Source organism: Pseudoalteromonas sp. SWYJ118 (assembly GCF_015864505.1).
Lineage (GTDB): Bacteria > Pseudomonadota > Gammaproteobacteria > Enterobacterales > Alteromonadaceae > Pseudoalteromonas > Pseudoalteromonas arctica.
The window spans coordinates 78968-92238 of sequence record NZ_JADYXC010000012.1 but is presented as its reverse complement, the minus strand read 5'-3'; the positions used below and the strand labels follow the sequence as shown (position 1 = coordinate 92238).

At 40.2% G+C, this 13271-nt stretch carries 18 protein-coding genes; 12 read left to right on the top strand and 6 right to left on the bottom strand.

What is annotated here, in order from left to right:
• Positions 1–15 precede the first annotated feature (15 nt).
• The 3 genes from I6F48_RS12620 to cyaY are packed head-to-tail and all read right to left on the bottom strand — an operon-like array spanning position 16 to position 1992.
• Positions 16–993: a DUF2914 domain-containing protein gene (locus I6F48_RS12620; RefSeq protein ID WP_165729327.1), complete on the bottom strand. Its 978-nt coding sequence runs from the start codon at positions 991–993 to the stop codon at positions 16–18.
• Between the two features lie 22 nt (positions 994–1015).
• Positions 1016–1672, bottom strand: a complete 657-nt coding sequence (locus I6F48_RS12615) for an alpha/beta hydrolase (protein WP_166419584.1) — start codon at positions 1670–1672, stop codon at positions 1016–1018.
• Positions 1669–1992 carry an iron donor protein CyaY gene (gene cyaY / locus I6F48_RS12610; protein ID WP_007377335.1) on the bottom strand — a complete coding sequence of 108 codons (324 nt, stop codon included), beginning with the start codon at positions 1990–1992 and terminating at the stop codon, positions 1669–1671. The genes I6F48_RS12615 and cyaY overlap by 4 nt, the downstream gene beginning before the upstream one ends.
• Before the next feature lie 157 nt (positions 1993–2149).
• On the opposite strand from cyaY, the gene lptM reads away from it, so the two are divergent.
• The 8 genes from lptM to I6F48_RS12570 all read left to right on the top strand — a co-directional run bounded on the left by lptM (position 2150) and on the right by I6F48_RS12570 (position 8429).
• Entirely contained in the window at positions 2150–2344 is a 195-nt protein-coding gene (gene lptM / locus I6F48_RS12605) for an LPS translocon maturation chaperone LptM (protein ID WP_166419563.1), read from the top strand.
• Positions 2345–3598: a diaminopimelate decarboxylase gene (gene lysA, locus I6F48_RS12600; RefSeq protein ID WP_197119566.1), complete on the top strand. Its 1254-nt coding sequence runs from the start codon at positions 2345–2347 to the stop codon at positions 3596–3598.
• 64 nt (positions 3599–3662) lie between these two features.
• Positions 3663–4493 carry a diaminopimelate epimerase gene (gene dapF, locus I6F48_RS12595; protein WP_024589649.1) on the top strand — a complete coding sequence of 277 codons (831 nt, stop codon included), beginning with the start codon at positions 3663–3665 and terminating at the stop codon, positions 4491–4493.
• Positions 4490–5101, top strand: coding sequence for a DUF484 family protein (locus tag I6F48_RS12590; protein ID WP_197119565.1), 612 nt, complete (start codon positions 4490–4492; stop codon positions 5099–5101). Before dapF ends, I6F48_RS12590 begins: the two co-directional genes overlap by 4 nt.
• Complete coding sequence (locus tag I6F48_RS12585; protein ID WP_007580545.1) at positions 5098–6042, top strand: tyrosine recombinase XerC; 945 nt, start codon at positions 5098–5100, stop codon at positions 6040–6042. Before I6F48_RS12590 ends, I6F48_RS12585 begins: the two co-directional genes overlap by 4 nt.
• 10 nt (positions 6043–6052) lie before the next feature.
• Complete coding sequence (locus I6F48_RS12580) at positions 6053–6760, top strand: HAD-IA family hydrolase (RefSeq protein ID WP_121954373.1); 708 nt, start codon at positions 6053–6055, stop codon at positions 6758–6760.
• A gap of 187 nt (positions 6761–6947) precedes the next feature.
• On the top strand, positions 6948–8051 hold the full coding sequence (locus tag I6F48_RS12575; protein ID WP_197119564.1) for a retroviral-like aspartic protease family protein: 1104 nt from the start codon (positions 6948–6950) through the stop codon (positions 8049–8051).
• A 21-nt stretch (positions 8052–8072) separates the two neighbouring features.
• Entirely contained in the window at positions 8073–8429 is a 357-nt protein-coding gene (locus I6F48_RS12570; protein WP_039486892.1) for a HopJ type III effector protein, read from the top strand.
• A 10-nt stretch (positions 8430–8439) separates the two neighbouring features.
• Here I6F48_RS12570 and I6F48_RS12565 read toward each other — a convergent pair whose 3' ends face one another.
• On the bottom strand, positions 8440–8847 hold the full coding sequence (locus tag I6F48_RS12565) for a GNAT family N-acetyltransferase (protein ID WP_165729333.1): 408 nt from the start codon (positions 8845–8847) through the stop codon (positions 8440–8442).
• Between the two features lie 41 nt (positions 8848–8888).
• Positions 8889–9194, bottom strand: a complete 306-nt coding sequence (locus tag I6F48_RS12560; RefSeq protein ID WP_024609954.1) for a DUF6482 family protein — start codon at positions 9192–9194, stop codon at positions 8889–8891.
• 109 nt (positions 9195–9303) lie between these two features.
• Between I6F48_RS12560 and I6F48_RS12555 the strand changes: the two genes are divergently transcribed.
• The 3 genes from I6F48_RS12555 (at position 9304) to I6F48_RS12545 (ending at position 11690) form a co-directional block, all read left to right on the top strand.
• The gene (locus tag I6F48_RS12555; RefSeq protein ID WP_165729334.1) at positions 9304–9996 is read left to right on the top strand and encodes a pseudouridine synthase; all 693 of its coding nucleotides are present in this window, start codon (positions 9304–9306) and stop codon (positions 9994–9996) included.
• 101 nt (positions 9997–10097) lie between these two features.
• Entirely contained in the window at positions 10098–10472 is a 375-nt protein-coding gene (locus I6F48_RS12550) for a BlaI/MecI/CopY family transcriptional regulator (RefSeq protein ID WP_007580531.1), read from the top strand.
• 9 nt (positions 10473–10481) lie between these two features.
• Positions 10482–11690, top strand: coding sequence for a M56 family metallopeptidase (locus I6F48_RS12545; RefSeq protein WP_165740961.1), 1209 nt, complete (start codon positions 10482–10484; stop codon positions 11688–11690).
• Between the two features lie 74 nt (positions 11691–11764).
• Here the strand turns inward: I6F48_RS12545 and I6F48_RS12540 are convergent, their stop codons facing one another.
• The gene (locus I6F48_RS12540) at positions 11765–12148 is read right to left on the bottom strand and encodes an MAPEG family protein (RefSeq protein ID WP_197119563.1); all 384 of its coding nucleotides are present in this window, start codon (positions 12146–12148) and stop codon (positions 11765–11767) included.
• Positions 12149–12387: 239 nt separating this feature from the next.
• On the opposite strand from I6F48_RS12540, the gene I6F48_RS12535 reads away from it, so the two are divergent.
• Positions 12388–13266, top strand: coding sequence for an EamA family transporter (locus I6F48_RS12535; protein WP_442960973.1), 879 nt, complete (start codon positions 12388–12390; stop codon positions 13264–13266).
• Positions 13267–13271: the final 5 nt, after the last annotated feature.

Here is a 13271-nt window from a genome sequence, read left to right as displayed (position 1 = left end):
TGCGTTTAGCTAGTTTTAGTCAGCTAAAATTCTAAATTCTTTTTGGGCAATTAAATTACCTTGCTCATCTACAACATCAACACGCCAGTGGCCTGTTTGTGTGTCCATAATATTTTTTGTTGAGTAGGTTCTGTAGCGAGGCGAAGTAACATTGAGTGTAATTTCAGCCATAGTTTCATCTTCAAACGTCCAAACATGTTTAACTTGCTGCCCTTGAAGGTTTTTAATCTCGCTAAAAAACGATAACCCTTCATCAAACTGACTTAACCTAATATCTGCCGCAAACACATTAGTAGGCTCACGCTTACTTACTTTACGAGTAAGTACCGCACGGCTAATTTTATCTGTGTCTATTTGCGCGCCTAATGCCACACTTGCCACTTGTGCTGTAGGCGAAAAACCTTCAGTACCACTCAATGCACCATCATCGCTTTTTTGATCTAAAAGTAAGTCACTCTGATCAGCATACTCAGCTATATTTTCAGCTTCTTCGGTTTCTTCCTGCGCATCATTATCAAGGTTTGAGTTTAACTCTGTATTAATACTCTCACTTTGATCAATCACAATATCGTTGCTAGCTAATAAAACTGTATCATTATTTACTGGATTCACTTTATCAGGTGCATTATTTGATATGCTTTGCTCAACTTCATTCTGCGCAGCTAATAACGGTTCAATGCTCGTTTGCGTTATCTCTGCGGACTCGTTAGGAATGTTGTTTATTGATGATTCAGGCTCAACATCCGTTACTTCAACGTTTGTCTGGTTTTGAGCGTTACTGCTAAAGCTTAAAAATTGTTCCTGCTCATTTGGATGCTCACCTTGCTCTGCACTGGCTGAGGTTGTTAAGCCATATACAACTGCTGCAGAGGTCATTAATACCAACATAGCAATACTCACAATACGACGCCAATTCCACTCGTAGCTTACCGTTGGTACACTCTCTTGTAGTTCGCGTTTAACATTTGCTTTAATAACTATTTTTTGACTCATATTGACCTCAGCGGTTCCAAAATTAGCTTAAACGAGCAATTAACCATTGGCGAATAGCTTGCAATTCTTCTGCGCAAACTTGATGAGCCATTGGGTATTCTTGCCAGCTTACATCCATGTTATGTGCTGTTAATACTTCAAACGCACTTCTTCCCGCACTATGCGGTACTACGTTGTCTTGACTACCATGCGCCATAAATACATTTAAATCGGTATGTTTTGCTTCATCAGCAAATTTTTGCGGCACACACATATAAGTAGAAAGCGCCATAACACCCCCAAGCTTTTGCTCAAAGCGCGGCGCTAAATGCAGCGACACAACACCACCTTGAGAAAAACCAGCTAAAATAATTTTATTAGCGGGTATGCCATTAGCAATTTCTTTGTTGATTAGTTCTTCTACTTTAGCAGCCGAATCTCTTACGCCTTGTTCATCGGCACGCTTATCTAATTCTATAGATTTAATATCGTACCAAGAGCGCATTTCCATACCACCATTTATGGTGACCGGTTGCACTGGTGCATGCGGAAAAACAAACCGTATACCCAGTTCACTTGGTAAATTAAGCTGCGGAGCCACTGGTGCAAAACCATCCCCAGAATCGCCTAAGCCATGTAACCAAATAACCGTTGCTTTATGCTCGCTTTGAGCTGGAAATTCTACAAACTCTAAACTCATAGTGTTGATTGCCACTTAACTTCTTGGCCTGCTTGGCGAGTTGATGCTTCATTTATAAACGCCCAAAATTCTGCACCCGAACGGTTATCAATCCATAACCCATCGCGCATTTCAAAATGATGACCGTTAAACTTAGTCGCAACCCATACTTGATGAAGAGGCGCTTGTTTATTGATTACTATTTTACTTTTATCAGGAAAAATAATTTCTAAAATACCTTGTGCCGATTCGTAATCTAAATCAGCTTCGCAATCATCAACTTGCTCTTCAATAGTGAACATAAGAGCTTCGGCTAATTGGTGATATTCGTGTTCAGTCATTGTTATTTCCTTTGCAGGCGAGCCGCCTAATATTGGGTACGTTTTAGCTTTAAAAGTGTACTGTTAGTGTAACAGGAATAAAATCATCCGCGAATAGCTGCATTTTTTAGATATTCTGTTACTCTGCGATTATAAAGCCAGCAACCATATTAATCTAATGAAAGCGACGCATACCTTACAATTAAAAAAACTATTAATAAGCACTGTACTGTTAAGCGCCTTAGCTGGCTGTGGGCAGAGCGGTCCGCTATATTTACCAGAACAACAAACAGAGCAAAACCAACCTCAAAATACAGCTAAGCCAGCCACTACCGCTGAGCAAGCAAAAACACAGCAAAGTCAGGAGCAATAAATGGATTATTTTAACTACAAAAACAACCAATTATTTGCCGAAGACGTAAGTGTGGCAAGCATAGCGCAGCAATACGGCACACCTTGTTATGTATACTCGCGTGCTACGTTTGAGCGCCATTACCTAGCGTTTGCTAACGCCACTAAAAATCATAAAAGCTTGGTGTGTTACGCCGTTAAAGCAAACTCAAATATAGCCGTACTTAATATATTAGCGCGCTTAGGATCGGGTTTCGATATTGTGTCGAAGGGTGAACTGGCACGTGTAATTAAAGCAGGAGGCGATGCTTCTAAAGTGGTTTTTTCGGGCGTGGCTAAAACGTCTGACGAAATAGCGTACGCATTAAAGTTAGGCATTAAATGCTTTAACGTTGAATCAGCTTCTGAGCTTGAGCGAATTTCAGAAGTTGCTTGTGAGCTTAATTTAGAAGCGCCTATTTCTATTCGTGTAAACCCCGATATAGATGCAAAAACACACCCGTATATTTCTACCGGCTTAAAAGAAAATAAATTTGGTATTGATATTCAAACAGCGGTGAGTGTTTATCAACAAGCAGCGGCTTTACCTGGTTTAAAAATAATTGGTGTTGATTGCCATATTGGCTCTCAATTAACTGAAGTAAGACCCTTTTTAGAAGCCCTTGATAAACTCATGGCGCTTATTGATGAGCTAAAAACCAACGGTATTGAGCTAACTCACTTAGATATTGGTGGCGGTTTAGGCGTGCCATATAGCAACGAGCAACCACCGCACCCAAGTGAATATGCAGCGCAAGTTACCGAGCGCTTAGCTAACTATAAACACCTTGAACTAATTTTTGAGCCAGGGCGCGCTATTGCAGCTAACGCAGGTATTTTAGTTACTCAAGTTGAATTTATTAAACAAAACCAAGACAAATTTTTTGCCATTGTAGATGCAGGTATGAACGACATGCTTCGCCCTGCGCTTTATCAAGCGTGGCAAAAAATCATTCCGGTATCAGTTCGCGACGACGAAACACCTACTCACAACTTTGATATTGTGGGTCCGGTGTGCGAAACCGGCGACTTTTTAGGAAAAGATCGTGAACTAGCGCTTAAACAAGGCGACTTACTCGCACAGCGAAGTGCTGGTGCATATGGCTTTACCATGAGTTCAAACTACAACTCGCGCCCGCGTGTTGCAGAAATAATGGTAGATGGTCAGCAGCACCATCTTATTCGTGAACGCGAAACTATTGAAAGCCTTTATCAAGGTGAGAAAGTTTTACCATAAACGTTTTTGTCTACTAGCTGCTCTGTGGCATGATTAGCACAGAGCAAAACCGAATTAGAGCGCTATGTTAGTTAATTTTTCCAAAATGCACGGCTTAGGCAACGACTTTGTTGTGATTGATAACATTACACAAAATGTTTTTTTGTCACGAGATCAAATCAAAAAACTGGCAGATCGCCATTTTGGCATTGGCTTTGACCAATTGCTAATGGTTGAAGCGCCATACTCTCCTGATCTCGACTTTCATTATCGAATATTTAATGCCGATGGTACCGAAGTAGAACAATGCGGTAACGGCGCACGCTGTTTTGCCCGCTTTGTACGCATGAAAGGCCTTACTAACAAGCACAAAATTACTGTGTCGACCAAGTCGGGCAACTTAACGCTCTACATAGAAAAAGACGGTCAAGTGACGGTTAACATGGGTCATCCTAACTTTGAACCCAGTAAAATCCCTTTAAAAGCAAGCAAGCGCGAGCTTACTTATATTATTAGAACCGAGGAACACACTGTATTTAGTGGCGCGGTATCTATGGGTAACCCGCATTGCGTACTAGAAGTTGACGACGTAACCACCGCGCAAGTTGATATATTGGGGCCATTGCTTGAAAACCACGAACGCTTTCCGCAAAAAGCGAATATTGGCTTTATGCAGGTTGTGTCGCAAGAACACATTAAATTAAGAGTGTGGGAGCGCGGCGTTAACGAAACCCTAGCCTGTGGCACAGGGGCATGTGCAGCAATGGTTATTGGTCATATGCAAAATAAGTTATCAACAACCGTTCAAGTAGATTTACCAGGCGGCAGCTTGCAAGTACGTTGGAGTGGCGAAGGTCACCCGGTACGCATGACAGGCCCCGCAGAGCATGTGTTCGATGGACAAGTAGCGCTATGAGCGAGCTAAGTAAAGAACAGGTTATTGATTACTTGCAGCAACATCCTGACTTTTTAGTTCAGCACCCTGAGCTACTCGCACAACTTGAGCTGCAACAGCAAGCTCAAGGTGCAACGTCGCTGGTACATATTCAGCAACGCCAATTACGCGAGCACAACACGCTTTTAAAAAGCCAAATAGACGCGATGAGCAAGCATGCAACGCAAAACGAGCTTGTATATCGTTTGTTTAGCCAGTGCCATCGCCAGCTTTGGAATCATGACGACTTTGATACGCTAGCAAATAATCTGCGTAATATAATTTGCTCAAGTGAAGATGTTAACGACTGCAAATTAGTAAAATACAATCCCGAATACGACGAACTTATTGCACATCGCCTTACCCATTCTGGGCATTATTTAGGGCGTATTAATCAGCAAGAACGCGAACAATTATTTAGTGAAGATACACAATCTGCTGCTATTTATTTAATTGGCGACATTACACATCCTATCGCTATTTTGGCCTTTGGTAGTAGTAACGTAAACCACTTTGAGCCCGCGCAAGATAACCTTTTTGTACTCGACTTTATAAACGCATTACACCTGCGGTTACAAAAACTTGCATGAGTGACGACGCACCTAATATTACTCAATTAAGCGATAACTGGCGCACACCCATAACGCTATTTAGCGATTATTTAAAGTTCGAAAAACAATATTCAGCACACACCGTAAACCAATATGTAAGCCAACTTGGTTTTGCAGCCCTCTATTTTAGTAAATTATGTGACGACTGGTTTGGCGTGCAAGGCGAGCATATTCGCCGCTACAGCATGGCGCTGCGCTCAAAACAATTAAGTGGGCGTACTATTAGTTTAAAGCTCAGCTGCATTCGCAGTTTGTATAAGTTTTTAAAAGCAAAAAACATTGCCGAGCAATCGCATTATCATAACCCTGCTGTGGGTATAAAAGGCCCTAAGTTTGCAAAACCTTTACCTAAAAATCTCGATGTAGATCAAATGGCCCGCTTACTCGAAATACCTGACGACGAGCCTCTCGCAATTAGAGATAAGGCAATGATGGAGCTTATGTATTCATCAGGGCTGCGTATAAGCGAATTAGTTGGCGCTAACATGCAAGATATTAGCGCTGCTAATGGCGAAATTTTAGTGCGTGGTAAAGGCAATAAAGAGCGATTAATTCCGGTGGGTAAAAAAGCGTTAGACGCATTAAAAAAATGGCTCACAATACGCCCTCAATTTACAAAGCCCGATGAAATAGCAGTATTTTTAAGTAGCCAAAAAAATCGTATTTCGATTCGCCAAGTGCGCCTACGCATGCAAGAGTGGGGAATAAAACAAGGCATTAGCTCGCAGGTTCACCCGCATAAGCTGCGCCACTCGTTTGCGTCACATATTTTAGAATCATCTGGTGATTTACGCGCCGTGCAAGAATTACTAGGGCACAGCAGTTTGTCGGCTACACAAGTGTATACGCATTTAGATTTTCAACATTTAGCCAAGGTGTACGACAACACTCACCCTCGCGCAAAAAAACGAACTGATTAGGAAAATAAATATGATCCGATTTAATCGTGCTATTAAGCCATTTTCTGTCATGAGCTTTGATTTAGACGACACGCTATACAGCAATCACCCTATTATAAAAGCAGCCGTTAAAGCCCAACAAAATTATTTAAACGCGCTACCGGGCTATCAAGAGCAAGGTCCAAAGTACTGGCAACTATGTCGCGAACTTGCCGTAATACAAAACCCAGATCTCGCAGATGATGTAACTAAATGGCGCAAACACACCCTACGTTTAGCGCTTTCTAAACTTGGGTTTACCGCAGATGATGTAGAGCGCCATGCAAATGCCGCCTATAACGCCTTTGCCGATGCGCGCAGCAACATAGTCGTAAGCGATGACGTACTAAACTTACTAGATAACCTAGCCAAACACTTTACGCTTGTTGCGATTACTAACGGTAACGTTGAAATTGAACGCTTTAACTTACACGATAAATTTGAACTCGTACTGCAAGCAGGTATGCACGGTAAAGCAAAACCTCACAGCACCTTATTTGATAAAGCAGCCACACATTTAAACGTTGCTAAAAGTGAAATTTTACACATTGGCGATAGCCTAGATACCGACGTACAAGGCGCAAATAATGCCGGTTGCCAATCGGTATGGTTAAACGATCAAGGCGCCAATTATGCTTATAAAGGGCTGGCTGATATTGAAATAGTCAACATCCACGCCTTAACGCACTTTATTAAATAATACCAATTGCATTAAATAAGTGTTCTATTATAGCGCTAAGAAAATAGCACAATAACAAGGCGGAAATTGTGACATATAGTTGTTCTATATAAATAATTTTTAACGCAGTTAGTGAGTTATTTAATGCGATAAAATGATCATGTTTTAATAAAATTGGTATAAACTCGTTTAAAAATAAGAGGTCACAATGAGCCACTATACCAAGCTAATCACCTTGCTATTAATTGGCTCGCTTAGCCTTAACGCTTATTTATTATGGCCGCAGCCTGCGTTAACTACACCACAAAAAACGCAAAGTGCCCAGCAAAGCATATCGCCTAAACAACAAAATACGTTACTAAATACGGCAAAGCAGCAATTTGAACAACACCAATTTGAAGCCGCACTTAATAGCTATCAACAGTTAAAAAACAGCAATCCAGAGAGTGCAAAAAACCTTTATTCATCGTGGCTGATACAGCTTAAAACATGGCTAAATAGCAATTTATTACTCAGCGAATCGCTTCTCAATGCGCTATTAAATAACAGCCCTTACAACGTAGAAATACTTAATTTACAGGTTGAGTATTTAATAAATAGCGAGCAAACACAAAACGCCATTATTGCTTTATTTGAGCTGAATTCATTACTACCTGCTGATCAGCAAAACAACGTAAATACACATTTAAATACGCTCACTAAAAACGAATTACACACATTAACTGAGCAACAAAATTGGCAAGCTATTATTGAGCAAACACAAATTTGGCTTGATTATAAAAGCGATAACGCGCAGTTTTTATATCCGCTTGCGTACGCCTACTTTCAGCAAGGCGATTTAATTAGTGCACAAGCAACCCTTGATCGAATGCCAAACCAGCACAATCTAAAAAGCCAAGTGCAAACACTGCAAGCTATGATCAATAAAGCACAATCGCAAGACGACTTTGTTGCTTTAACGCCTTACGGCGCGCATTACTTAATAAACACCGAAATAAATAACAATCTATCGACCGAACTAATGATTGATACAGGCGCAAGCATCACCTCACTACCTACAAGTATAATTGAGCAAATTTCGCCACAACCTTTGTATTTAGGCGATGTAACGGTAAACACAGCTAACGGTCAAATTGTTGTAAAACGTTATCAAATTGAATCGTTTAAAGTGGGCTCGCAAATTATTTATGGTTTTGAAGTGTTGAGCATTGAAAACACACGCGGACAAGGTTTGCTAGGGATGAACTTTTTATCGCGATTTAAATTCAATATAAATCAGCAAACAGATGAGCTAGAGTTGAGCGCTAAATAATTAAAAATCCAAAGGTAACACATGACACTAAATAACTATTTAAAAGCACTTGCTGAAAACCCAAAAAGCATTCAATTTACCGATACAATGGCTGTTATTGAAGCAAATTACGACTTTACTGCATGTGGCTTTAATAACCATGGATTACTTAGCGCTGCGAGTGAGAACAACGGCTCATGTAAAATTTTTGCGTTTGCTAAATTAAACGATTTAAGTAAACAAAATACGTTGGATTGCTTTGGTAAGTTTTACCGAGAAGACGTGCTGCAAAACCCTAAAGGTGATGATCACATGAACATTCGCACCTTTATGTTAGCGCCAGAGACAACGCCATTCTTAGGTATTACCTTTGAAGGCGAGCCACTAAAAGCAAAATAGTCAGCAAAAATTAAAGCGGCTTTTCCATAAAATAGCGCGTACCAGAGCGCGGATAATTATTAAGTTGATACTTAACACTATAACCGCGCTTTTCATAAAAGGGTTTTGCTTGAAAATCTAGCGTATCAAGCTGAGCGGTCGTTGCACCTAGTTCAATAGCTGATTGTTCAAGTGCCGTTAGCAACTTATCTGCAAGCCCTTGACCTCGCGCTACATCGCTACACCAAAGCCAACTAATCATCAGCCAATTTCCAAATACACACCCACTAATACCGGCAACAAGCTCGCCTTGCTCATCTGTAAATTTATAGCCTAATGGCACTCTTTGCGCATCAAAATGCTGGGCATTAAATTCAACCATTTTTGTGCGAAGCGCTGAGTTTAACGCGTCGGTATTATCTGCTTTTAATTGATACATGTTCCGCCCTTAAAGGAGCAGATACTAGCAAACTAGTTCTATCAATACAGGTTGTTTTTACCGTAAGGTACTTCGAGCATATTACTGCCGGTTTTTTCGGGCTGTCCGCACATTTCGTCGTAAGCGCTTGTTTGGCGCAGTACCATTCCCGCATAGGCTATTTTATCAAAACGCTTTTGAACATGCAGTGGGCTTAGCGCTCTTAAAAACTCACCGCTGTCTTCTGTTACATAGTATTCAACGTTATTAATCATTACTGATACTTGATAAAGCGCCATATCTAACGAGTGAACAATGACTTTTTGTAGCGGCTCGTGCTTTTTTAACTGTGAAAATTTAATACCCATCTTGATTACCTTTTTATATTTAACCTGAGTTCAGGTTATTTAACATTATCGATACGCAGCTTTGCTATAATCACGATCAAATTTTTATTAGCCGCTGGCGTCACACGTTATGAGCACAAAAATCCGACTCGCTAAATATATTGCCCATGCAGGTATTTGTTCTCGTAAACAGGCATCGCGTTTAATTGATGAAGGTGTTGTGACTGTAAATAATCGCCCAGCGAATCATATAGATCACGTTGATGAGCAAGACATTGTAATAGTGAACGAAAAAGAAATTAAAGGTGCTGCCGATTTAGTTTATTTTGCGTACCACAAACCAGTAGGTATTGACTGCAAATTAAATATTGATGACCCTGCCAGCCTTATTCACCATTTGCCCACACTCACCCGCGTTTACCCTATTGGTCGATTAGATAAAGACTCTCGCGGTTTGCTTATTTTGACCAACGATGGGGATTTTTGTAATCAACTAATACATCCTGACTTCCACCAGTCTAAACATTATTTAGTCACCGTAAATAAGCCTTTAGACGATGCTTTTTGTAAAAAAATGGCAGCAGGCGTACCCGTTGATAAACACATAACCCTGCCTTGTGAAGTAAATAAAATAGCCAGCAATCAGTTTAGTATTGTTTTAAAACAAGGGCTAAACAGACAAATACGTAAAATGGCGCATTATTGCGGATATAAAGTAATTGATTTATTTAGAGTGCAATTTAGTGACCTCACCCTTTCAAAACTAAACCTACCTGAAAACCAATATATACAAATTAATAAAAACGATATTTCAAAAATCTAATACCAAGTCACTTAATTACATCTCAAAAAGTTAAAAATAAACTTGCAATTACAGATTACAGGTGTAGTCTTTAATTAAAGATTACATTTGTAGGCAATAGCATGATTGAGTTATCAAAAGCAGAGTTTGACGTGCTCGACGCACTTTGGATTAACTACCCCGCCACCGCGAGCCAAATAATTGAGCGCTTAAGCGACGATAAGCAATGGCACGAAAAAACCATTAAAACCCTACTAGGTCGACTAGTAAAAAAAGGCGCACTTACATTTGAAAAAGAAGGTCGTCAGTATATTTATATGCCGTGTATGGAGCGCGCCGACTACACCTTAAAAGAAAGCCAAAACTTTATTGAGCGCTTTTTTAGTGGACGTATTGCGCCACTTGTAAGCGGTTTTGCTAAATCGGAGCAGCTTTCTCAGCAAGATATAAACGAGCTTAAAAAAGTTATAGATGACTGGGAAAAAAACCAAAAGTAAGGGATTAACATGGTTATTCAAACTGGTTTTAATTGGTTGATTGAGCAGCAATTACTATTAAGCATTTTGTTTTGTGGATTTATTTTACTCGAGCGATTTGGTTTAAAAGCCCTTGGCTCGCGGTTTGTATATAAATTAGCATGGCTATTACCTGCGGCATTGGTGATTGCTAATTTACCAAATGCGATTAAACCACTGCAAAATAGCAATATTAGCCATTACTTAATCACCCCTAACCAGCCTTTTACACATGAAATGGGTATTAGCTGGGCGCTCATGTATGTACTTATTACCGCAGGGTTATTAATAGCTAGTTTTATTACACATACCCGTTTTGTTAAAAGCCTGCAGTTAACTGAGTTAACACAATTTGAAGGCACTCTTACCGCTGATGTTAAAACTTATACCAGCCAACATGTAGCCACGCCAATGGTGGTCGGTATTTTAAACAGCAAGCTGGTGTTACCGAGTAACTACAATACCCAGTTTGATAAAGCCACATTAGCGCTTATTTTAGAGCACGAAAACGTACACATAAAACGCAAAGACAACCTAACAAACGCACTTATGTTACTACCTACTATTTTACTTTGGTTTAACCCACTAGCTTGGTTTTGTTACGCAAGCATGCGCCGACTACAAGAGCTGACTTGTGATGAACGGGTACTTAGCAATAAAACCACACAACAACATATTTTATATAGCAAAGCCTTAATAAACTGCGCGGCAAATGCGCCCACAGGACTTATGGCTTATTCACACTACGGAGATAAAAAAACCATGTTACAACGACTAACTAATATAAAACACAGTGGGGAGCGTTCAAAGCTTGCTAAAGGTGGCTTATTACTTGTAGCCGCAAGTATGCTAAGTGGATTAGCGATTGCAAAGCAACCAGAGGCAATGACTAAAGAGGATCACATTTCACCGACAATGCGTATTGAACCCCTTTATCCAATACAAGCAGCTCAACAAGGCATCAGCGGCTCAGTGGTATTAAAGTACGATATAACTCCCAATGGTGAAACCGCTAATGTTTCTGTTGTTAGTGCAAAGCCTGAAGCCATATTTGACCGTGAAGCTAAAAAGGCGCTAAGACAGTGGCAATACAAACCCTCATCAATGGGTTATCAAAACGTACTTGTACAGCTCGATTTTGCAATAAACAATGAAGTTGCTAATACCGATTTAATAGAGCGAATTAAAGTATCGCACTAACTTTATTAGATTTTTCAAGACTACAAAGCAAGCGCCCTTTTAGGCTGCTTGCTTTGTGGTTTTACGCCATAAAGTTATAAGCTCACCACAATCATGGATATGGCTGTACCCAAACCAATAAACCACACTAATGAGCGAATTATATCTAGGTTCATATAGTAAAAAACGCAATACAAAATACGCGACACAATATGCGTAACCGCTAGCGTTTCGGTCACTGCACCTACAGAGTTAGTGCCCAGTACAACTGCAATAGCGACAGCAAAAACAGCGAGCGATTCAAAACAGTTTTGATGAGCAGCGAGCGCCCGTGTACCAAAGCCGGTTAATTTTTTTTGTTGCGCTCTTGGATGTTTATTGTCGTATCGACCTAATTTTGCCATTGCTATAGCAACCGGCACTTTTGCAAAGTAAGGCATTAATACCGCAAGTAATGCACATACAACTAATGTTGTCATAATTTATCCTTTTGATGTTTCGGATAATTTAGCATAAGCGCAATAAAAAAGCCGCCAGATACGTTTTATGACAAACGCTGGCGGCTAACAATAACATCAGGCTTACTATAGCTAAATATATCCTCAAACCCATGCGACATAATGTCGCAGATGATGAATATTCAACATCATAGTTAATGCATCGCTTTACTTCACAAAGCTTGTTAACTTTACTGCCTTACATTTTAACGATGACGACCATGACCTGGATATTTTTCACTTTTTTAGCCGCCTTCATGCAAGCATGGCGTAATGCCCTGCAAAGTAAATTAAGTAGTAATGTCAGTGTTGCTGGCGTAACCCTCTCCCGCTTTATTATTGCGGGGCCTATTGCGGCGGTGTATTTATATGGTTTGTATCAATACCAAGATACCGCCATGCCTACGTTTAATAATGCCTTTTGGGGATTTATTATTGGCGCAAGCGTTATGCAAATACTCGCCACTGGTTTAATGGTTAAGTTATTTAAAATGAATAACTACGCTGTAGGGGCTGGTCTTGCTAAAAGCGAGGCGTTAGTGGCTGCCATTTTAGGTGTATTATTTTTTGGCTCAGCACTTTCTTTACTTGGTTGGCTTGGTGTATTTTTTGGCGCTATTGCCGTATTGCTACTTAGTGGCATAACCAGTGTAAAAACCTTTAATGCTAAAACGGCTTTGTTGGGGCTTGCATGTGGTACTTGCTTTGCGCTTACATCACTGTGGGTACGTGAAGCGAGTTTAAATTCGGGGTTACTATTTCCACACTCTGCCGCTTGGGTTTTACTGTTTGTAATTAGTCTACAAACGCTAATATTACTTGGCTATTTATTATTAAAAGAGCCGCAAACACTCAGTAAACTGTGGCAATACAAAAGCACTACAGCCGCAATTAGTGTTTTTAGTTGTGTCGGTTCTATTGGCTGGTTTAGTGCAATGAGCTTACAGCACGTTGCTTACGTTAAAACACTTGGACAGGTTGAAGTGTTTTTTACCATGCTAATTGCCGTACTTTGGTTAAAACAGCCACTTAAAAAACAAGATACTGCAGGCTTAATACTCATCGCCATCGCCGCTGTTTTGGTCATGTTGCCAAGTTAAGAGCA